The sequence below is a fragment of the Mycobacterium sp. NGS51 genome (assembly GCF_059812525.1).
Genome location: NZ_JCALCV010000004.1, coordinates 102642 through 121851, shown reverse-complemented (window position 1 = coordinate 121851; position 19210 = coordinate 102642). Strand labels below are relative to the sequence as shown.

Here is a 19210-nt window from a genome sequence, read left to right as displayed (position 1 = left end):
AACTTATGCCTCATGGCAGCGGTTCCCAACGCAGACTAACGGACCGTGCCGGACCGCCGTCCAGACCTCGGGTTCACCTGGTTGGGCCGGCTCAGAACGGGAACATCCATGTCGTGTTCAATCTCGGCCGGGTGCCCGTCAACCCATCACCTACACCGCAGGGCGTGAGCTTGCGTTGAAAGGACTCAGCAGGCGGTGGTGTTTCGCGGACCAGTTGGGTCCGCACTTTCTCGACGAACCCGATCAGCCGGTGCTGTTGATCGAGTCACGCGCAGTCTTTGCACGCCGGCGTTTTCACCGGCGTAAAGCCCACCTGGTTTTGTCCGCCATCCGCCACCGCGCCGCCGAGCTCGGTGATCAAGCCCAGTTCATCCAGGCGCACACATATCGGGATGCGTTGGCCGGCGTTGGCGACCCGATCACGGTATGCCAGCCGACGTCGCGGGTGGCGGATCGGTTTGTCCGAACGCAGCCGTCGGTCCAGGTACTGCCCGCCCGCGGTTTCGCCACGAGCAGAGACGAATTCGAGCAATGGGCGGCCGGTCAGCGCAGTTTGCTGCTGGAAAACTTCTACCGCGATGCTCGCCGCCGCTTAGGCATCCTGATGGACGGCGCCGACCCGACAGGCTCGCGCTGGAATTTCGACGCCGACAACCGCGACCCGCCGCCCGGGAAGTCGACTCGACTCGAGGTGGCCGCACCCTGGTTTCCCGAGGAAGACGAGATCGATGAGCGCGTCCGAGCCGATTTAGACCGCTGGGAACGCGACGGCACGGTGTCGTTTGTCGGGCGCGACGGCCCCCGTGAATTCGCGGTCACGCAGGAGGAAGCTCAGCACGCCTTCGATGTCTTCGTTCGACGGCGGCTCTTCGACTTCGGCCGCTATGAAGACGCGATGATGAAGGACGACTGGTGGATGTCGCACAGCCTGCTGTCAGCTCCGATGAATTTGGGTCTGCTCGATCCGCTGGACTGTGCCTACGCGGCGCAGGACGCATACCGCGCTGGATCGGCGCCACTGAACAGCGTCGAAGGCTACATCCGGCAGCTGATCGGTTGGCGCGATTATGTCTGGCACGTCTACTGGCACTTCGGCGAGAGGTACCGCACGCGAAATGCGTTGGCCGCAAGAGGTTCGCTGCCCAGGTGGTTCGCCGAGTTGGACGCCGACGCAGTGCAGGCCTGCTGCCTGCGCGACGTGCTGGCCGACGTCCGCGACCACGGATGGGTGCATCACATCCCACGACTCATGGTGCTGTCCAACTACGCGTTACAGCGCGGCTGGCATCCCGCCGCGCTGACCGACTGGTTTCACCGCTGTTTCGTCGATGGCTACGACTGGGTGATGGTACCCAACGTCATTGGCATGTCACAGCATGCCGACGGTGGCCTGATGGCAACCAAGCCGTATGCGTCCGGCGGTGCCTACATCGACCGGATGAGCAACTACTGCCGGCACTGCCGTTTCAACCCGAAAAAGCGGATCGGTGAGGATGCCTGCCCCTTTACGGGCGGCTATTGGTGGTTTATGCACCGCAACCGCGATCGACTTGCCGGAAATAAGCGGATGTCGCGGCCCTTGGCGGGGTTGCAACGACTCTCAGACCTCGACGCGGTGATCAGGCAACAGCGCCGGTTAGGCGATCACGCGCCATAGCCTTCGGTTCGGCGGTGGCGATTACCGGTAGGAGGGGTACTCGTTTCCGCGTAGCACGTCGGCCAGGTGGGCGGCATTGCGGGCAGCGGCGGCAGTGGTAGTGGCCACTGCCTCGGGCACCCCATCGAGATCGTTGAAGTCGTTGCCCTGCATGGCTTCACCGTTCCAGTAAGTGCAGCCCTGCGCCGGAATGCTGAAGCCGATGTCGTTGAGCGCCTGGAAGAGGTCGGCGACGACCTTGTGCGCGCCATCTTCGTTGCCGACCACGGCCGCCAGCGCTACCTTGCCGACCATAGCCGGCCGACCCGCGTCGTCGGTGTTGGACAACTCCGCGTCCAGCCGTTCCAGGACCCGCTGTGCGACGCTGGACATGTGCCCCACCCATGTCGGGGTGGACACGATCAGGATGTCTGCGGCGCGAATCTTTTCGCGGATTGGTGCCCATTGGTCACCAGGGCCCATGTCTGCCTCGACGCCGGGCAAGACGGAGAAGTCTACGGCCCGTATCGATTCGCCCTCGACATCGTAACGGCGCAGTTGATCCAGCAGTTGAGTCGCCATGAGTTCGCTGCTCGACGGTGTTCCGCCGGGCTTCAACGTGCAGATCACCGCAAGGGCGCGAAGGCCCCGTCGTCGCGTTGGTGCCACGACAGCCGCATACCCCGACAGTGCGGCGACGAAACGATGCCGCAATGGTTTCGGACGTCGAAGCTGCGTTGGCCACCGAACGCGGTCGACCGAGTGGCCTGGTGGAGGTCGATGCCGGCGCTTACCGTCGCTGCAGAATGAGCAGTTCACCCGCAATCCGGGATGCTGCAAGCAGTTTCGCCATGCGTCCGCTCTGATCCTCCGCCAAGCACCAGGCGCGTTTGCCACCATGCCGGCGGCCCAGTTCGGCACTCACGGTCTCTTCTTGAGTTTGCCATTCTGGCCTCGCGGGCGGCATGTCCACCAGGCCACGCCGGGCGGTTATGCGCATCTCGGCCTGGCACACCATGTCATCCAGCGCTTCCTCGGAAGGGAAGTTGTTGCCGTCCGGCTGCTCGTCGTGCTCAGGCATTCGCTTGACGAACACCAGTAATCCGATGCCGCCGGCCGGCCGTACGACCCGGCACAGTTCTTCGAGTAGCGCCAATTGCGATGACGTCGTGCACAACACTCCCAGCGCCCACGCGCTATCGCAACTTTCGTCGGCAAGAGGAATCGCCGACGCCGAACCTTGCAGCACCGGGAAGCCGAACAGCTTGCGGGCCGCACGGCAGGCGCCGAGTTCGGGTTCCAGCAACACCGGCCGTACAGCTCGTCGCCGGCTGGCGTACGCCGCCGGTCCTCCCAGACCGGCCCCACAGTCCAGGAGCACCTGCCCGGAATCGAGTCGCAGCGAATCGATGAGCCAGTCCAGTGCTGCCGGGCTGCCGCTGCCTCGGCAAGCCGCCGGGATGTGGTAGGAGGGCCCTAAGTCGAGGGCGACCTGGGCAGTCCATTCCGCGACCGTGTCGAATTCCGCTTCCATCGCCTCATTCACGAGGCAGCCTCCGAGCGGATACGAGCACCGACTTCCGCCTTGATCCGGGCTCCGATTCTCGTTCCGGCACCTGAGGCAACGCCGGAGATATTCACTCCTTCAACACCTTCGATCGACAACAGTGCGCGCGCCTCGGTGACCGCGGCCTGTATGCCTGCCTCGACCGGGTCAGGTGCGTTGACGACATCGTCAATCAGGTCTTGATCCATGTGAAGACCCGGCAACCCCTGCAGGATTGCGGCAGAGACAACGTCGGTGAACACCGCGACGGCGGCGAGCACTGGAATCGAAAGGCCCACCGACCGAGCCTCACGCACGAACTCGGCCACCGCGGAGGGACGCGGCACGTGGTTGAGAACCGCAAGGCTCGCGCCGGCTTGCTGCTTGTAGACGAGGCGAATGGGTCGAGCATGCAGTGGCGGAGCGGTCGGCGTTTCGGGGACGGCCGCGATCACACCCAGGCTGGCTGCGAGAGCGACGAGCCGCGGCCCGTCCAGGTCGAACGTTTGGGTGACGTCTGGCCGCACGTCGTAACCACGCCCGTCACCGGTCACACACAACACGGTCGGTGTGCCGGTCAACGACAAACCACGTAGTTCCTGCTCGAGCACGACCCGGTTGCGGTCCCGGCATGACAGCGTGATCCACGGGAAAGCACCGTTGTCAAGCAGCAGGCGGCTTATCACCGCAGGCGGAAAATCGGGCCGGTTCTGGTGCTCGCCGACCAACACTGCGTCGCAGGACGAGGCCAAGATCTTGGCCGTCGCCGCGACGTCGGCCGGATCGAACGGGGTGCAACTGAAGTCGGTGAGTATCAGCGGCGCTTTCACCGGCGGCACGGGCATTGCAGGGCCGGGCCAAGGCACAGCATCAGTGAAAGCACAAGCACCGGGCCTCATTTCGCATTGGCCGTCGGTTCGCACACCTCCGCATGGCCCAAATTCCATTCGTTTTGGACACGTTTGGCCTGCCGCGTCGTTCACCGTGGTGTCGGCTCAACTGGTCGGGTGCTCGTCAACGGCTCGGTAGGGCAGATCATGTGATGTGGGTTTCCGATGGAGGTTTCGGCAGTCTATATCCGGTTCTGATCAACATGTTAACTAACCGGCATCTTGGGTATGCCCGACTTCAGACCCCGCCCAGCTGCGGAGCGCTGGCCAAACCCAGCGCACTGACGAAAGGTGAGCCGATGTCCGGCAATGAATTTCGTAAAGGAGACAAGGTCGAGTGGCAGAGTCACGGCAGCACCGTGCAAGGGACGGTTGAGGAGAAGTTGACCTCCGACACCGAAGCCGCCGGCCGAACGGTCCGTGCGACACCCGACCAGCCGCAGTACCGCGTGCGGAGCAGCAAGACCGGTGCCGACGCCGTGCACAAGCCGGATGCGCTGAAGCGGAGAAAGTAAATTGCTGCCGGCTTCGGGGAGACCGAAAACATGTTACTTGCTGCCGGAGCGGGCTGCCTTGAAGCGGCGTGCGCCCTCGAGATGATCGACCACCCGCTTGGGATAGTCGATCTGCGTGGAGTCCAGTTCCCATGGCGCGTGCACGTGCGCGCCGGTGATGTGCGCCAGCTCGGGAACCCAGCGGCGTACGTAGTCGCCGGTGGGGTCGTAACGTTCGGCCTGACGTTGCGGGTTGAGCACCCGGTTGGGTCGGGTGTCAGTGCCGGTACCGGCGACCCACTGCCAATTGAGCTGGTTGTTGGCGATGTCTCCGTCTACCAGCAGGCTCAGGAAGTGCTCGGCTCCCTGCCGCCAGTCCACGTACATGGTCTTGGTGAGAAAGCTGCCGGTGATCAACCGTGCCCGGTTGTGCATCCATCCCTCAGCGGCCAATTGGCGCATCCCGGCGTCGACAATCGGGTAGCCGGTTCGCCCGTCCCGCCAGGCGTCCAGCAATTCCGGTTCGCGGCGCCAGCGGTCCGCGTGGGCGCGGTAGTCCGCTCGCGCCGCGTCGGGGCGGGCAGCCAGGACCTGATGGTGGAAGTCTCGCCAGGCGAGTTGGCGGACAAAGGCTTCTCGGCCCGCTGTCGAGCGCCCGGCCCGGTGCACGATCTCACTCGACGAAAGGCATCCGAAATGCAGATACGGCGACAACCGCGACGTCGCGTCGGCGGCGAGGTCGTCATTACGGGTGTCGTAGCGGTCAACCGGGCCGCTAAGCCAGTTCTGCAGCAGCCGGCGGCCGGTGCGCTCCCCGCCGACGGCCAACTGCGGCGACGGCTCTCCCTTACACAGCTGCCCGGCGTCGGGCAGCGGCTCGCTCGTTACGTCCGGTACGGTCAGCGACCGCGGTCCGGCCAGCACCTTCCGGGCGGAAGCCCGACTCCATCGTCGGTAGTACGGGGTGAAGACCGCGAAGTGGTCAGATCCTGCGGGAGCGAGCTCACCGGGGTCGCAGACTGTCACGCTTGCGGCATGGACAACCAGGCGGCACCCTTCTTTCTGCAGAGCATGGCTTAGCCGCCGTTCGCGCCGCTGGCTGTAGGCGCTCACGTCGGCGGCGATGTGGACTTCATCGATCGAGAGCTCACCAACCAACCGCAGCACTTCATGCAGCCATTCACCGCGTCGAACGACGAGCCGTCCGCCGATCCGACGTAATTCCTCGTCGAGTTCGGCAAGCGCTGAGCTCAAGAAAGCAGCCTTGTTGGGGGTGAAGTAGCTGCTGGCGAGTATCGCCTCGTCAAGGACGAATACCGGTGCGACGGCGTCGCCGGCCCGCTGTGCCGCCGTCAGAACGGGGTTGTCGCGGATCCGGAGATCTCTGGTGAACAACGCCATCGCCACTGCCATGATTGTCGGTCCTGCCTTCCGGAGGCACATCAATGCCGTCAAGCGCCAAGACGTGTGCATACCCTCGAATGCCATTGCTTAAAAGTTAAGTTATTTAATAAGCCCAGGTGATGGACGGTGCGATAGGCCAACTGGAGCAAACACCGAGAGCATGCCGGAATCGGATAGCACCTGATTTAGCGGCTGGGATACCCGATTCACGTTACTCGGCTACACTGAGTCGCAGGGTTGAGTTTCCAGCTCTCGGGCAGCGACAAGACTTACGGTTTGATTGCAGTCGACCACAAGCCAACGGCCATCAGGTCGATGCCCAATCCGTCCGCACCCCTGATCGGTTACCGGAGCTTCCAAATGGCCCACCCCGACATACGTCTCCCCGCCCAAATTTTCGCTGCGCCGACGTTGTCGTTGCTCGCGCGGCGGGAACATCCGATCGCCGTCTACGAAGTCAGTGGCGAGATCGATGCCAGCAACTCCACCGATGTGCAAGCGTTTGTCGGCGAGCTCGTGTCAACCCGCCGCAATTTTGTCTTCGACCTCAGCGGAGTTGCGTTCATCGACCTATCGGGCTTCCGCGCCTTGACCGCCATCGACGAGCAATGCCAGAAGGCTGGTCTGACATGGGCTCTCGTGCCCAGTAAGGCTGTAAGTCACCTACTGCACGTGCTGGATTGCGACACATTGCTGCCCACCCGCAGTTCACCGGCAGTGGCATCCGAAAGACTCGCGTCCGCCGATAGGCGGACGTCGTCCGCGCGATCGATAACCTCATAGGGCGCAATCGTGAACTACGCCGGTTGCCGCGACGTCAGACGATGCTGACCGCGGACCGGATGATCATGGCACCACCGGCCGAGGTCTGGGACGTGCTGGTTGATGTCGAGGCATGGCCGACATGGGGACCTTCCATCACCAATGCCCGGCTTGACAAGCCGGAAGCCGGTTTACAACTCGGGACTACCGGTGCAATTTCGGGACCACTCGGAGTTGCAGTGCCCTTCCTGATCACTGAGTTCGATACCGGCCGGTCGTGGGCCTGGCGGGTCGCCGACGTGCCGGCAACCCGTCACTACGTCGATGCCGTCGACGGTGGAACCCGCGCCATGTTCGCGGTGCCCTGGTGGGCCACGGCCTATCTACCGGTGTGCTTTATCGCGTTACGCCGCATCGAACAGCTTGTGCTTGGTTCACGTCGCGGTAGCTGAAGCTCGCTACGCTGTCGACATACCAACACGGTGGCAAGCTGTGGTGTAATGCCACCGCGACACGACTAGTGCAGCAGTGCGAGCTTTCACGACCGTCTCAGCAGATGTCTCATCCGCTGTGGGGCGTATCGCTGAGTAAGGAAGCGGCCAGGTGACCAAGCGGGGCGCTAAGAATCCGGCGCCGAGTCGGGCGGAGCTGGAAAAGCTGATGTCGGCGGACATGCGAGCGATAACCGCGCAATCTGACCGCATAGCCCGGTACTTCGCCCGCCAACAGGGTGTGAACAGCAGCGACTGCCAGGCACTGCTGCACATCATGGTGGCTGAAACCACAGGAAAGCCGTTGACTTCGACTGAGCTGCGGCAGCGTATGGACGTGTCGCCGGCAGCTATCACCTACCTCGTCGACCGGATGATCGAGGCCGGGCATATCCGACGGGAGCCCGATCCCGAGGACCGCCGCAAGTCGCTGCTGCGCTACGAAGAGCAAGGAATGGGGTTGGCCCGGGCGTTTTTCAATCCCCTCGGTGCACATCTGCGTTCTGCGGTCGCTCACTTGAGCGACAAAGACCTAGTTGCCGCGCATCGCGTCTTCTCGGCGATGACGGAGGCGATGTCCACGTTCGAAGAGGACCTCACCAAACCGCGCTCCCATCGGTCAACGAGCGCTAAGCGTCCGACGAAAACCACCGCAGGACTACGAAAAAGCGTCCGCTGAGGTTTCGGTCTATTGGATTTCCGACCCGAGCACCCGCTGCTCGATCAGGTCAGCCCCTCGCGCGACGCCGCCGGTCGCAGCGAAACCGTGAGCAACGCGATGGGCGCCGTCGGTCATCGTCATCGCCGCGCGCACGCTTGCGCGTAGTCGGCGCACAGACAGTTTCTTTGCGGGCAGTCGAGTGCCGCAGCGGGCAACCTGTACCCGGCGGGCAACTTCGGCCTGATCGCGGGCGAACGGCACGACGCACACCGGCACACCGCGGTCGAGCGCCTTGACCGTAGTGCCCATGCCGCCGTGGGTGATTGCACAGCAGGCACGCTCGAGCACCGCACCATGCGAGGCGAAACGGCACACGGTGGCATTCGAGGGCCGGGGAAGACCGGCAGGGACGCCCGCCGGAAACGTCGCTACCACGTGGACCGGCTCATCAGCCAGGGCCTCCAGGGCCATTCGCCCCAACGTGGTGTCTGCCTGCTTGAGTGAGGACGTGGTGACCAGCACGATCGGGCGGTCGATCCGCGCAAACCACGACGGCATCGCTGCCGGTTCAGGTTCCGAGGCGCACGCTCCGATCAGGTGGACAGCATCACCCCAGCCCGGGTGCGGGTATTCGAACGGCTCACCACCCACAGCCAACAGCAGCGGCGCGCGCCGCATCAATCCGTCAACCGAGTCGACGACCGTGATACCCAGCTGCCCCCGAATGGCATTGACCGCAGGCAGGATTCGACGATCGAACAGTCGACTCACAATTGGGCGTACCGACGCGTCGCGAAGAGTGCCGACAGCACCGCGCAGCGGCCGCAGTCCGGGACCGAATGGCGGCACCCCGGGTGACCTCAGGTATGGGGTAAAGGGTGAAAACACCAGCCACGGCGTTTCGCCGGCCTCGGCTGCGGACAAAGCCCCCCAGCAATTCGCGTCGACGACCACCGCATCTGGCTGTACCGTCGCGACAGCTCGCCGTACGTCGTCGACTTCGAATACTGCGCGTCGACAAAGCACCTCGATCGATATCTTCAGTACTCCCAGTGCATCTGACGCCAGCCAGTCTTCACCGCTGATGGCTTCGATCCGGGGGTCGACGGCCTCGGCGTGTAGTCCCATCATTCGTGCCTGGTCGACACCCGCCGCCATGGTGCGCACGTGGACCTCATGCCCACGTTCGGCCAACTCACCCAACAGCGCACTGAGCGGCAGCTGGTGCCCCAACGCCGGGGAGCCGTAGGCGAGAATGACCGCCATATCGTCAACTGACGGCCGTGAGCCGCACGTTGCGCAGCGCCGCCATATTGGCCGCGCCGCACCCGTGCAAGCAGATCCGCAGCTCCTCGATGAAGTGTTGGAGCCAGTCCTCCACGGACGCAGCGGATTCAGTCGCTGGAAGCAAGAGCGGGAGTGCGATCGCAACGACATCGGCACCCAGCGCAATCGCTTTGGCCGCGTCCATGCCGGTACGAATTCCCCCTGAGGCCACCAGCGGGATCTCCGGCAGCGCCGCTCGGACTTCGATGACCGCGCGTGCAGTCGGAACACCCCAGTCGGCGAGTTCCGGGTAGCGCAGCTCACCGTAACGGACGAGCTGTTCCACCCGCGACCAAGACGTCCCGCCCGCCCCCGCCACATCGATGGCATCGACTGGCAGCTGTGCGGCGTGCTGCATCAACTCCGCGACGGCCGAGGCGCCGATACCATGGCCAACTTCCTTGAGCAGTAGCGGATAGCCCACTGCCCCACCGACATCACACAGTCGATCAAGTGATCCGGAGAAATTAGTGTCCCCCCCGTACTGCATTGCCTCCTGTAATGGATTCGTATGCACAGCAAGCACGTCGGCACCGACGTGGGCCAGGGCCTTCGCGATATCGGGCGTCGCGTCCTTGGTCAGTTGCGACAAACCGATGTTTCCGAACAGTAGTACGTCGGGTGCCACGTCCCGCACCGTAAAGCTCGCCGCCGCATGTTCGCCGCGCACGCTGTCGAGCATGACCCGCTGCGAGCCCAGCATCAGCCCGATGCCGAGCCGTTGGGCGGCCACCGCGAGGTTGCGGTTGATGGTGCCGGACAATTCGGCGCCACCGGTCATCGCGCCAATGATCACCGGGGCGCGCAGCGCGGCACCCATGAATCGAGTGGACAAGTCGATGTCACCGAGACTGGTCTGGGTCAGCGCGTTGTAGGGCAAACGGTAGCGCTCGAGCCCAGTCGTCACACCCCGGTGGGACACGTCGCCGTCCAGACAGACGTCGATATGCCTGCGTTTGCGCCGCGTGACTCCGTCCGGGTCGACAGTCACGACGAAGTGCGGTGGCGCCCGCGATTGAGCAGCCAGATGTGTGCGGAAAGCGCCGTCGCGAATGCGCACCACAGTGGGTAGAGCGCCAACGGCGCCCCGCGAAAGCCACGCACAGCGATCGTCCGGCGGGTCAGGTCGGCGCTGCTGGCGGTCAGCGCAGCGGCGAGGACGGCCGACGCCCCGAGGCGATGACGATTGAAGAACAACCAGGACCAACTACCGTTGAGAAGTAAGTTCAGGCCAAGCGCCAGCTGGTAGGCCCGGGCGTCGGTATCGTTGTGAGCGCGGTTCAGGTCGTCGATGGTGGACGCCGACACCACCGCGATGTCGGCATACAACGCGGGCCACACCACGGGAAACACCTGCCGGGGCGGTTGATACGGCGGCTTGCGAAGCCGTGCGTACCACTTTGACTGGACCGACGGCCCGCTGGCCAGACCACCGACCAACGAAACAGCGGCCACCGACACGGTGGTGGCGATCAAGGTAGAGACTCGCATGCAGATCCTTCCAGTTACAAGTTATAAGGCGGGTTTGACGGGAACGGCGATCTCACTGCGCCGTAGCATCGGGATGGTCCACGGCGGATCGTAGAACCACGTGGTGGGTCTTCCGACGGGCTCGCGTCCATTCTCCCCCAGTATTCCCATCAGCTCGTCGGTCTTGCATGCGACCGCGCGGGGGCTGCGGCTGCCCGAAAACCTCAGCACCGCAACGGTTTCCGCTGGAACGGTCACGAGCTTGACGGCTGCATCGTCAGGTCGGGGCAATGACTCCATCGTCTTATCGGCGGGCATGAAGAAGCGGATCACCCAGCTGCCGTCATCACCAGCCCGCTGCGCGACCGGTGCCGTCATAGCGATCTTCTCACCGCTGCCGGTCTGCTGTGCTACCGGTGCGGTCATCGCGATTGTGGCGTTGGTGTGGTTTCCACCGAAGATGTAGCCCGCCAGCCGGCGGAAACCGGCGTTGCGCGCTGCCTCTTCTCCGGCGACCACGGTTGTCTCGGCCGCGATTCGCTCGCCGTAGCGGCGGATTTCGACGCCGCCGATTACCTGCTCGACTTTGTGGTCGGGTTCCTCGGTGCCGTGCCGCAGCCCTACCACCGCACCACCGGCTTCAAGCAGTTGGCGGGCCAGCGAGACGATCGATCCCAGCATTACCGCCTCCTTTCGACGTGTGTGGATGTGACGAAGTGGTACCCGTCTCTGGTGGCTGATCACGCATTGAAGCGGTGAGTTCGTGCTTGAACGTCCGCATCGCGTCGATGAGAGCGGCGAAAACCGAGTGCGCAGCCACCAGGTCGGAATCGGATATGTCAACCATCGCGGCGCGGGTATGCGTTGCCAACGGAATGAAAAAAGCACCGGCAGTCTCACGTCCGTGATCGGAGTAACGCAGTATGACCTTGCGCCGGTCGGCTACGTCGGAGTCCCGTCGGACATGGCCCGATGCGATCATCCGCTCGACCAGGTAGGTGATCGCAGACCCGGACAGGCCCAGCCTCTGGCCTAGCTCCCCCGACGTCAGCGGCGTGCCGGCCCGCTCAGCCACCAGAATCTGTAGCAGCGCGCGAAAGTCGGTGGCATGCACATCATGAACATCGGCGAACAACCGGCCAATCTGCTCGGATTCCGCGGTCAGGGCCCGCGCGTCGGCCGAAATCAGTTCTTCCAGACCTGCTCGGTCAGCTCCCAGGCCCGAGTTCATCAGAATCGCAGCATAGCGCGATTGGCCGAGATTGTTAAGTTGATTAATCGTTAAATGGATGAAATGCTCTTGGGCGTGGTGTGGGAGCGTCTGTCCGCTGCCGTGACGGGGCGCCTTTCTTGGCTGTTGGCGCTGTCTCTCATGCTGGTTGCGGGTGCATTGATGACAGTGTCGGGGCCCAATAAAGCCGCGGGCCAGTCGCCGGTGTCTGTTCCGAGCTCGTCAGCTTCGGCCGAAGCGGCGGCGCTGCTGACTCACTTCCCCGAAGGTGACCGGGTGGCGGCTATCCTGGTAATCACCCGAAACGACGGATTCCCGCTGGGAACCGCCGACCTGGTGGCAACCGAACAGGCGCGAAACCGGATGCAACGGGTTCCCCAGGCGTTTTCCGGAACTGAACCGCCCGTCATCGTGTCGGCCGACGGCAAAGCGGCAATCGCCACGGTCTCGTTGAGCCGCAGGCTTTCGGGGTTTGAGCTCGATGCCGCGGTGAAATCATTGCGGGCGGCCAGCGCCGACGGTCTGCCGTCAACGCTGTCCGCCCATCTCACCGGTGGGCCGGCCTTCGGCGCCGACATTGCCGACGCATTTTCGGGCGCGAACGTCACGCTTCTGGTGGTCACCGCTCTGGTCGTTGCGCTGTTGTTGATCGCTACCTACCGCTCACCGGTGTTGTGGCTGGCACCGCTGGGCGTGATCGGCTTCGCCGACCGGGTGGCCAACGTGCTGGGCAGTGACGTCGCAGCAGTGGCCAACGTGACGTTCGACGGCTCAACCTCGGGGATCACCAGCGTGCTGGTGTTCGGGGCCGGCACCAATTACGCGCTGTTGCTGATCTCGCGCTACCGCGAGGAACTGCGCAGCGTGCCCGGCCACCGCGAGGCGCTACGCCGGGCGGTGGCCGCGTCTGGCCCGGCGATCCTGGCGAGCAACGCCACCGTGGTGCTGGCCCTGCTGACGCTACTGCTTGCGGTGACTCCGAGCACCCGCAGCCTGGGGGTGTGTGCTGGGTGTGGCCTGCTGGTGGCAGCGGCGTTCGTTCTATTGATCCTGCCGCCGCTGTTGGCTTTGGGCGGCAGGAAGATGTTTTGGCCGTTCATTCCTCGCCTCGGCGACCCACCGACAACGGCCAACGGCGGATGGCACCGAGTAGCCGATGCGGTCGGCCATCGGCCCGGGCCGGTGTGCCCCGGCGCGGTCCTCACGTTGACTGCGCTGGCTAGCGGTCTGCTCGGGATCCACGTCGGATTGTCGCAGACCCAGCAGTTCCGCATCCAAGCCGATTCAGTGATCGGATTCAGCACGCTTGCAGCGCATTTCCCCGGCGGGGTTGCCGACCCGACCGTAGTGATTGGTTCCACCGTGCGAGCCCCGCAGCTGCAGCAGCGCATCACCACAGTCCCCGGTGTTGTCTCGGCGACCCCCGCGGGGCAATCAGCTGACGGGCTGACCCAGTGGTCGGTGGTCATCGATGCGGCCCCGTCGACAGACCGGGCTTTCGCGGCCGTTCGTGCATTGCGCGAGTCAGTCGGTTCGGTGGAACAGAGTGCGCTGGTGGGTGGTTCAGATGCGCAGGCACTCGATATCCGCGAGGCCGCCGGACGCGACCGCGTCGTGTTGATCCCTGTCATCCTGCTTGTCGTGCTGGCGGTGCTGTACCTGCTGTTGCGCGCTGCGCTGGCGCCTCCGGTTCTGGTCGCAGCCACTGTGCTGAGTGCTTTGGCCGCGCTGGGCCTGGGCGGGTTTGTCAGCATCCATCTGTTCGGCTTTCCGGCCCTGGACAACAGCACCCCACTGTTCGCCTTCTTGTTTCTGGTGGCGCTGGGGGTCGACTACACGATATTCCTGGTTACCCGCGCCCGCGAGGAGGCTCGCGAGCACGGCACGCGCGAGGGCATGATCCGAGCCGTGTCGGCCACCGGTGCGGTGATCACCAGCGCCGGAGTCGTTCTGGCAGCGGTGTTTTGTGTACTCGGTGTGCTCCCGTTGATCGTCTTGACCCAGCTGGGCATCATCGTCGGACTCGGCATCCTCTTAGACACCTTTGTCGTTCGCACCCTGGTCATTCCGGCACTTTTCGCGCTGATCGGCGACCGAATCTGGTGGCCGGCTGCTCTTGCCCGGCGACCGGTTCACAACGCGGCCGCCGACGGTAGCCCCATTGCAGACGGCCGTCATCGACGCCACCGTCAACGTAAGTAGGTGCATGCTGGCGGTTTCCGGTAGACGCATCGACGTTCGTGCTGCGCCGGACTTCGTGGGCTCGAGATGTCATCATGGCACCCGCGCTGATGCGTGATATGGAAGAACGCGCTTACCTACACCGCTTTGATGCGGATAGGTCCACGCCACGGTGCATCTGGGTCCAGCACGGCGCCGCGTTGAGTGAGGACTACCTGGCCATTCCGTGCCAACGAGACGGCGATGTCGCGAGTCTGTTGCATCAGGTCACGCCAACCAGCGCCTCCGAGGGCCCGGGCCGCATCGGAGGGACATGTGGAGCCGGCCGGTGCGCGGTGCTGCGCCAGGGCAAGTATTGCCGCTCGCAGCCGCGCCGACTCTGATCCACCGCCAAGGGCAACTCGGGCGGCACCCGCTGCGGGGCTCGAGCCCGCCGCAAGTCGCGCCAGTTCGTCCCGCACAGTCGACCTTTCGCCAGGCACGAAGCGATCACTCCCGCCCGAGGTCGATGCGCGTCGTCACCGCGACGATTTGTGGCGTCGCCGGGGCTGACCCGAACCCGAACTGGACGGGTGGCTCAAGCGGGGCCAGCCCGGCAAGGTCCGCGCCGTGCAACCGCCCGGTGACACTCGTGATTCGCCGGGAGCGATGGACGCCGTAATACTCCCGGCGACCGCGGCCCGCGGTACCCGCCGTGCGGACACCGGGCAAGATCCGGGCCACTATCGGATCGATGGTCGATAACCACCATCGGGCGGCGGCTAACCGCACCGGTATCAATCGAAGAAGCCGATTGATTCCCGTAGGACCCCCGATGGACACCACGACATCCAGTTCACTCGCCGATAAGGTCAATGTCTCGCCCGTCAGCCGTGCGTCTACCGGTCCCACCATGACTCGCTCGAAGTGATAAGTCGACGACACGAAGTCGGCGACGTCATCGCAGGGCGCCAACAGGATGCGTTCGTCGTCGGCGGTCTGCACCATCGCGTCGGTGAAGCGGCCGAACGGCGACTCGGTCCAGCATCCGACGACGATTCGTGCCCCCAACCGGGTTCCAAAACCCGCGATGTGGCCCCGGAAAACGAGGTGGTCGGCGCTCATCATGTCCGAGGGTAGCGTTCGCCTCGACCACCCGACGTCGACCGTTGTTGCGCGACTCGGCGATCCCCTACCGGTGCTCAACCTTCACCGATGTTGGGCAAACGGGTCGTTTTTCCGCACTCCCCGGTATATGCCCCTGCGGACGATCCACGGCTGCAATACCGCATCGATCGACCACGCGGGAAAGCGAAAGCCATGTCCGGTCGGAGCGAACACCTGAAGCCCATCGGGCTGAACGCCGAGCACCGAGCCCCAGCGCCGTTTCGGCGCCCGGTAGTAGCGCAGCGATCGGCCTGCGAACCAGGCGCGAATGTTATGGGCCAGCAAGCCATCTGCTCTGTTGCGGGCCGAGCTGCGAAGCGGATCGCTGGCCGCAACGTCCCCTACCGCGAAGACACCGGGGTGCCCGGGCACCCCCAGATCAGGATTTACCCGAACGAAGCCATGGTCGTCGAGCAACTCATCCGGCAGCCAGCCGGTATTGGGGCGCACCCGCCCGATCGCCCAAACCACCGCATCGGCGCATGCCGATGGTTGTCCGGTGGTCCATCGGACCGGCCCCCGGGTGATCTGATCGTCAGTGAACCCGTCGGGCACCCCGGCGCGGTGCTCCGGATGTAGCACCACACCAAGGTCGTCCAACCGCTGCCGGATGGTTGTCCAAACCCGCGGATGGTGTTCGCGCAGCGGGCGCGTCCCCGGGAAATAGATGTCGACGCGTTTCTCCGGCCATCGCGTCGCGATATTGGCGGCACTGCTGACCGCGGCGGCACCCCCACCGACCACGATCACCGACGCGGCCGCGGCCAGTCGGTGGTGGGCGGCACGCAGATCGGCGCTGACGTCGAGAGGCGTTTGGACGGTCGGGACCCGCCAGAAACCATTGGTGACCCCGGTCGAGATGACCAGCGCGTCGTACGTCTCGACACCCGATGCGCCGTTGCCGCCGTCGACGAATATCGCACGCGCCGCGAGGTCCACCCCCGTCACGGCGCCGTGGATGATCCGCACCCGATCCAGTCGGCGAAATTGGTCGAACGGTATCCAGTAGTCGCGTGCCCAGTCTTCCGGCCGGGCCAGTCGCGCACCCAGTTCTTGGCCGCTGACCAAGCCCGGTTTGGGCGAGACTCCGACCACATCAACATGATTCGAAAGACGGATCGCGGTAAGGACACCGGTGTCGCCGAGACCCGCGATCACAACGCGTTTGCGGTTCACGCCGCGAGCCGTCGTGGCGGGCGCGGTATCAAGCGGGGCACGCGATCAACAACGTCCTGATAGCCGGGTCGGCGTTGCAGGTTGCGCTGCTCCATCATCGGAATGCTGGCACCGAGGAACATGGCCAGCATCGCCAGCACACCGGAAAACAGCCACCAGGCGTCGGCGGGCGCGGCAGCGACGCCTACCACCGCCAGCGAAAACCAGAATCCCAACTCGCCGAAATAGTTCGGGTGCCGCGACCAACTCCATAGCCCGCGATCCATCACGTCGCCGGGGCGCCTATGGCGGACAAATCGGTGCATCTGAACACCCGCGACGAGTTCCACAACCACCGCGGCCAAACCCAGCACCAGCGCCACACCCCAGAGCCACGGCAGACCCGGACCGGGCCGGGTCACGGCGACGTAGACCGGGACCATCGCGACGAACACCTGAAGGGTCGGTACCAGATGAATACCGAGCAAGTCAGCGACGAACTCCCATCCCCCCGCGCGCTCCCGCAGCAACGCGTAGCGCCAGTCCTCATGATGCAGCCCGGGAAACCCGTAGGCCCAGTTAGCGGTGAGACGCACCGCCCAAACGACAACAACGACAGCAATCAGCCAGCAGCGCAACCCATTTACGCCGTTGCCGGTCTGGCTCCACCAGTAAAGCATCAGCAGCGGTGGGGCAACGCTCCAGTAGGCGTCGTAGAAGCTGGAATTGCCAAAGCACCGGCTGAAGCCGAACACGACGACAGTCGCCACGACGTCGGCGACAAGAGTGTCCAACCACAATCGCCCGGTGGCGGGTCCCCGCGACAGCCAGACAGCGGCAACCACGATCGCCACGGAATACGCCAGACCGATGAGCCACAACGACCGACGCTTGCTGATTGCCTCAACCACCGAGGAACCGTCCGACGGGCGGCTTTGGCGAACTCTCCTGCCATTCAGTGAGGTCGACGACATGATCGCGCTGACCACATGTGGGAATCAATCTGCTCCGTCGCGTTGACTACGCCGGCGGTCGGGCCGATTGCTCCGACTGCCCGGTCGTCCAGCATAGGCGGGGCTTTCCCCCGACGTGGGTGCGGCGTTACCCAGATGCCGGCGCCTGGTCGGCTTTCAGCTTGGCGTTGTCGTCGTGTAACTGCGTGTTGTCGGCCTCGAGTTGACTGTTTCTGCTCGACAGGTCAAGTATTCGGACAACTCCGGCGAGGTTGACGCCCTGGTCCACGAGTTCGGCGATCTGCTTGAGTCGCTTGAGGTCGTCGTCGCTGTAACGACGAGTGCCTCCGGCGGTGCGTGACGGTGTCAGCAGCCCCCAGCGTTCATAGAGCCGCAGTGTCTGCGGCCCGATCCCGGACAACTCCGATGCAACCGAGATGCCGTAGACGCCCCGGGTCGACCGAGATGCCGGATCTTTCGTCAATCGTTGCTCCGTTCGACGAGGGAACCTGTTACTGGGACTTGCGCAAGGATACTATAACTGGTATGAGAAATCTGTAGGCGCAAAGATAGGTTATCATCTGTGAGTTCGAGAGGTAATTGTGATGTTCCGACACACAGAACCCCTCAATGGGCAACAATCCGGCGAGGCATTGCTCGAAGCGGATAGACATGACGCCAACGAGATCGACCCGGTTCTCAATCACGGCGAACCGCAGCGGGTAGGCAGGTTCCAGTTCTTTCTCGAGGATCAACGCTGGCAGTGGTCGGATGCGGTAGCGCGGATGCACGGCTACCGGCCAGGTGCGGTAACCCCCACCACTGAGCTTCTACTCGAACACAAGCACCCCGACGACCGCCAGCAAGTGGCGCTGGCCCTGGATCGGGTGCGCAACGGAGAACCGTTCAGCAGCCGCCACCGCATCATCGACACTGCTGGTCACATCCACTGGGTGATCGTGGTGGGCGATCGTACGGTCGACGAGGCCGGCAGCGTAACGGGCAGTTCCGGCTTCTACATCGACGTCACCGATGCCGTGCAGTCCGATATCAGCGCGTTGGTCTCCGACGTCACGACGTCGCGCGCCGTCATCGAGCAGGCCAAGGGCGTGCTCATGGCCGCATACGGCATCACTGCGGAACGAGCGTTCGACATCCTGGTGTGGCGTTCGCAGGAAACCAACATCAAGGTTCGGGATCTGGCCGCTCGATTTCTGGCTGCCTGCAGCGGCAGGATGACGCCGGACACGCTGACTCATGTCGACCATGCTCTGCTCACCCTGCGGTAATGCACGCGCCGTCTGATCTCGCGAGCATGCCACCAAACTCACCGCACGACTTGCGCAGGACTCCGGCCTATGTTATCTATTATCTATGTCGTCAGACATAGGTAATCGTCTCACTGCGGAGGTGAAACATGATGTTGATGCGAACAGATCCATTTCGCGATCTCGATCGACTGACGCAGCAGGTGCTGGGGACTGCGGCCCGTCCGGCGGTAATGCCGATGGACGCGTGGCGCGAGGATGGGCAGTTCATTGTCGAGTTCGACCTGCCTGGTGTGAATGCGGATTCACTCGACCTCGACGTCGAGCGCAACGTGCTTACGGTCCGCGCCGAACGTCCTGCCCTCGACCAAAATCGGGACATGGTCTCGGCGGAGCGGTCACGCGGGGTGTTCAGCAGGCAGCTGTTCCTCGGCGAAACCTTGGACACTGACAAGATCGAGGCCAGCTATCGCGATGGCGTCTTGCGGCTCACAATCCCGGTGGCCGAAAGGGCCAAGCCACGACGGATCGAAATCAGCCACGACGCCGAACGCCAATCGATCAACGCCTAAAGCGCGGCACGGCATACCTGTTGG

General features: G+C 64.0%; 22 protein-coding genes. 8 read left to right on the top strand and 14 right to left on the bottom strand.

All coding sequences use genetic code 11. The annotated features are described in order from the left end of the window. Positions 1-175: 175 nt before the first annotated feature. Entirely contained in the window at positions 176-1657 is a 1482-nt protein-coding gene (locus AC5Y5W_RS06720) for a cryptochrome/photolyase family protein (RefSeq protein ID WP_500010510.1), read from the top strand. A gap of 21 nt (positions 1658-1678) precedes the next feature. On the opposite strand, the gene AC5Y5W_RS06715 is transcribed toward AC5Y5W_RS06720, so the two are convergent. From AC5Y5W_RS06715 to AC5Y5W_RS06705, 3 genes are all read right to left on the bottom strand, one after another. Beyond that, positions 1679-2305, bottom strand: a complete 627-nt coding sequence (locus tag AC5Y5W_RS06715) for a flavodoxin family protein (protein WP_500010511.1) — start codon at positions 2303-2305, stop codon at positions 1679-1681. A 121-nt stretch (positions 2306-2426) separates the two neighbouring features. Then, positions 2427-3182, bottom strand: coding sequence for a class I SAM-dependent methyltransferase (locus AC5Y5W_RS06710; RefSeq protein ID WP_500010512.1), 756 nt, complete (start codon positions 3180-3182; stop codon positions 2427-2429). After that, positions 3179-4129, bottom strand: coding sequence for a methylenetetrahydrofolate reductase (locus AC5Y5W_RS06705; protein ID WP_500010513.1), 951 nt, complete (start codon positions 4127-4129; stop codon positions 3179-3181). Before AC5Y5W_RS06705 ends, AC5Y5W_RS06710 begins: the two co-directional genes overlap by 4 nt. Positions 4130-4371: 242 nt before the next feature. Between AC5Y5W_RS06705 and AC5Y5W_RS06700 the strand changes: the two genes are divergently transcribed. Continuing rightward, positions 4372-4587 carry a hypervirulence associated TUDOR domain-containing protein gene (locus AC5Y5W_RS06700; protein WP_499900100.1) on the top strand — a complete coding sequence of 72 codons (216 nt, stop codon included), beginning with the start codon at positions 4372-4374 and terminating at the stop codon, positions 4585-4587. A gap of 33 nt (positions 4588-4620) precedes the next feature. On the opposite strand, the gene AC5Y5W_RS06695 is transcribed toward AC5Y5W_RS06700, so the two are convergent. Beyond that, positions 4621-5979, bottom strand: coding sequence for a cryptochrome/photolyase family protein (locus AC5Y5W_RS06695; protein ID WP_500010514.1), 1359 nt, complete (start codon positions 5977-5979; stop codon positions 4621-4623). Positions 5980-6207: 228 nt separating this feature from the next. Here AC5Y5W_RS06695 and AC5Y5W_RS06690 point away from each other — a divergent pair, with 228 nt between their 5' ends. From AC5Y5W_RS06690 to AC5Y5W_RS06680, 3 genes are all read left to right on the top strand, one after another. Then, the gene (locus AC5Y5W_RS06690; RefSeq protein WP_500022236.1) at positions 6208-6753 is read left to right on the top strand and encodes an STAS domain-containing protein; all 546 of its coding nucleotides are present in this window, start codon (positions 6208-6210) and stop codon (positions 6751-6753) included. 41 nt (positions 6754-6794) lie between these two features. After that, positions 6795-7184: an SRPBCC family protein gene (locus AC5Y5W_RS06685; RefSeq protein WP_500010516.1), complete on the top strand. Its 390-nt coding sequence runs from the start codon at positions 6795-6797 to the stop codon at positions 7182-7184. Between the two features lie 151 nt (positions 7185-7335). Beyond that, positions 7336-7902: a MarR family winged helix-turn-helix transcriptional regulator gene (locus tag AC5Y5W_RS06680; RefSeq protein WP_499900096.1), complete on the top strand. Its 567-nt coding sequence runs from the start codon at positions 7336-7338 to the stop codon at positions 7900-7902. A 9-nt stretch (positions 7903-7911) separates the two neighbouring features. Here the strand turns inward: AC5Y5W_RS06680 and AC5Y5W_RS06675 are convergent, their stop codons facing one another. From AC5Y5W_RS06675 to AC5Y5W_RS06655, 5 genes are read right to left on the bottom strand one after another with little or no spacing between them, the layout of a single operon-like run. Then, complete coding sequence (locus AC5Y5W_RS06675) at positions 7912-9150, bottom strand: nucleotide disphospho-sugar-binding domain-containing protein (RefSeq protein ID WP_500010517.1); 1239 nt, start codon at positions 9148-9150, stop codon at positions 7912-7914. A gap of 4 nt (positions 9151-9154) precedes the next feature. Next, on the bottom strand, positions 9155-10201 hold the full coding sequence (gene fni, locus AC5Y5W_RS06670; RefSeq protein ID WP_499987309.1) for a type 2 isopentenyl-diphosphate Delta-isomerase: 1047 nt from the start codon (positions 10199-10201) through the stop codon (positions 9155-9157). Then, on the bottom strand, positions 10198-10701 hold the full coding sequence (locus tag AC5Y5W_RS06665) for a TspO/MBR family protein (protein WP_499900094.1): 504 nt from the start codon (positions 10699-10701) through the stop codon (positions 10198-10200). Before AC5Y5W_RS06665 ends, fni begins: the two co-directional genes overlap by 4 nt. 21 nt (positions 10702-10722) lie before the next feature. Continuing rightward, positions 10723-11361, bottom strand: coding sequence for an SOUL family heme-binding protein (locus tag AC5Y5W_RS06660; RefSeq protein ID WP_500010518.1), 639 nt, complete (start codon positions 11359-11361; stop codon positions 10723-10725). Continuing rightward, the gene (locus AC5Y5W_RS06655) at positions 11321-11911 is read right to left on the bottom strand and encodes a MarR family winged helix-turn-helix transcriptional regulator (protein ID WP_499900092.1); all 591 of its coding nucleotides are present in this window, start codon (positions 11909-11911) and stop codon (positions 11321-11323) included. The genes AC5Y5W_RS06660 and AC5Y5W_RS06655 overlap by 41 nt, the downstream gene beginning before the upstream one ends. Positions 11912-11965: 54 nt before the next feature. Between AC5Y5W_RS06655 and AC5Y5W_RS06650 the strand changes: the two genes are divergently transcribed. Continuing rightward, a complete protein-coding gene (locus AC5Y5W_RS06650) occupies positions 11966-14113 on the top strand; it encodes an MMPL family transporter (RefSeq protein WP_500010519.1) in 2148 nt (715 codons plus the stop codon). Positions 14114-14229: 116 nt separating this feature from the next. Here AC5Y5W_RS06650 and AC5Y5W_RS06645 read toward each other — a convergent pair whose 3' ends face one another. From AC5Y5W_RS06645 to AC5Y5W_RS06625, 5 genes are all read right to left on the bottom strand, one after another. After that, on the bottom strand, positions 14230-14553 hold the full coding sequence (locus AC5Y5W_RS06645; protein WP_500022235.1) for a DUF3253 domain-containing protein: 324 nt from the start codon (positions 14551-14553) through the stop codon (positions 14230-14232). A 28-nt stretch (positions 14554-14581) separates the two neighbouring features. Continuing rightward, the gene (locus AC5Y5W_RS06640) at positions 14582-15196 is read right to left on the bottom strand and encodes a hypothetical protein (RefSeq protein WP_499900089.1); all 615 of its coding nucleotides are present in this window, start codon (positions 15194-15196) and stop codon (positions 14582-14584) included. An 84-nt stretch (positions 15197-15280) separates the two neighbouring features. Next, positions 15281-16414, bottom strand: a complete 1134-nt coding sequence (locus AC5Y5W_RS06635; protein WP_500010521.1) for an FAD-dependent oxidoreductase — start codon at positions 16412-16414, stop codon at positions 15281-15283. Continuing rightward, positions 16411-17304, bottom strand: a complete 894-nt coding sequence (locus tag AC5Y5W_RS06630) for a DUF1295 domain-containing protein (protein ID WP_500010522.1) — start codon at positions 17302-17304, stop codon at positions 16411-16413. Before AC5Y5W_RS06630 ends, AC5Y5W_RS06635 begins: the two co-directional genes overlap by 4 nt. 190 nt (positions 17305-17494) lie before the next feature. Then, positions 17495-17830, bottom strand: coding sequence for a heat shock protein transcriptional repressor HspR (locus tag AC5Y5W_RS06625; RefSeq protein ID WP_499900086.1), 336 nt, complete (start codon positions 17828-17830; stop codon positions 17495-17497). Between the two features lie 121 nt (positions 17831-17951). On the opposite strand from AC5Y5W_RS06625, the gene AC5Y5W_RS06620 reads away from it, so the two are divergent. Next, positions 17952-18635 (top strand): PAS and ANTAR domain-containing protein, encoded by a 684-nt coding sequence (locus AC5Y5W_RS06620; RefSeq protein ID WP_499900085.1) that lies wholly within the window; start codon positions 17952-17954, stop codon positions 18633-18635. Positions 18636-18763: 128 nt separating this feature from the next. Continuing rightward, on the top strand, positions 18764-19186 hold the full coding sequence (locus tag AC5Y5W_RS06615) for an Hsp20/alpha crystallin family protein (protein WP_499900084.1): 423 nt from the start codon (positions 18764-18766) through the stop codon (positions 19184-19186). The last annotated feature ends 24 nt before the right edge of the window (positions 19187-19210 follow it).

What these genes read in the sequence shown, in the direction of transcription:
- AC5Y5W_RS06705 (WP_500010513.1), bottom strand. Translation starts at nt 4,129, where the DNA reads ATGGAATTTGGGCCATGCGGAGGTGTGCGAACCGACGGCCAATGCGAA.
- AC5Y5W_RS06700 (WP_499900100.1), top strand. Translation starts at nt 4,372, where the DNA reads ATGTCCGGCAATGAATTTCGTAAAGGAGACAAGGTCGAGTGGCAGAGT.
- AC5Y5W_RS06695 (WP_500010514.1), bottom strand. Translation starts at nt 5,979, where the DNA reads ATGGCAGTGGCGATGGCGTTGTTCACCAGAGATCTCCGGATCCGCGAC.
- AC5Y5W_RS06685 (WP_500010516.1), top strand. Translation starts at nt 6,795, where the DNA reads ATGCTGACCGCGGACCGGATGATCATGGCACCACCGGCCGAGGTCTGG.
- AC5Y5W_RS06675 (WP_500010517.1), bottom strand. Translation starts at nt 9,150, where the DNA reads ATGGCGGTCATTCTCGCCTACGGCTCCCCGGCGTTGGGGCACCAGCTG.
- AC5Y5W_RS06665 (WP_499900094.1), bottom strand. Translation starts at nt 10,701, where the DNA reads ATGCGAGTCTCTACCTTGATCGCCACCACCGTGTCGGTGGCCGCTGTT.
- AC5Y5W_RS06660 (WP_500010518.1), bottom strand. Translation starts at nt 11,361, where the DNA reads ATGCTGGGATCGATCGTCTCGCTGGCCCGCCAACTGCTTGAAGCCGGT.
- AC5Y5W_RS06655 (WP_499900092.1), bottom strand. Translation starts at nt 11,911, where the DNA reads ATGAACTCGGGCCTGGGAGCTGACCGAGCAGGTCTGGAAGAACTGATT.
- AC5Y5W_RS06650 (WP_500010519.1), top strand. Translation starts at nt 11,966, where the DNA reads ATGGATGAAATGCTCTTGGGCGTGGTGTGGGAGCGTCTGTCCGCTGCC.
- AC5Y5W_RS06640 (WP_499900089.1), bottom strand. Translation starts at nt 15,196, where the DNA reads ATGAGCGCCGACCACCTCGTTTTCCGGGGCCACATCGCGGGTTTTGGA.
- AC5Y5W_RS06620 (WP_499900085.1), top strand. Translation starts at nt 17,952, where the DNA reads ATGTTCCGACACACAGAACCCCTCAATGGGCAACAATCCGGCGAGGCA.
- AC5Y5W_RS06615 (WP_499900084.1), top strand. Translation starts at nt 18,764, where the DNA reads ATGATGTTGATGCGAACAGATCCATTTCGCGATCTCGATCGACTGACG.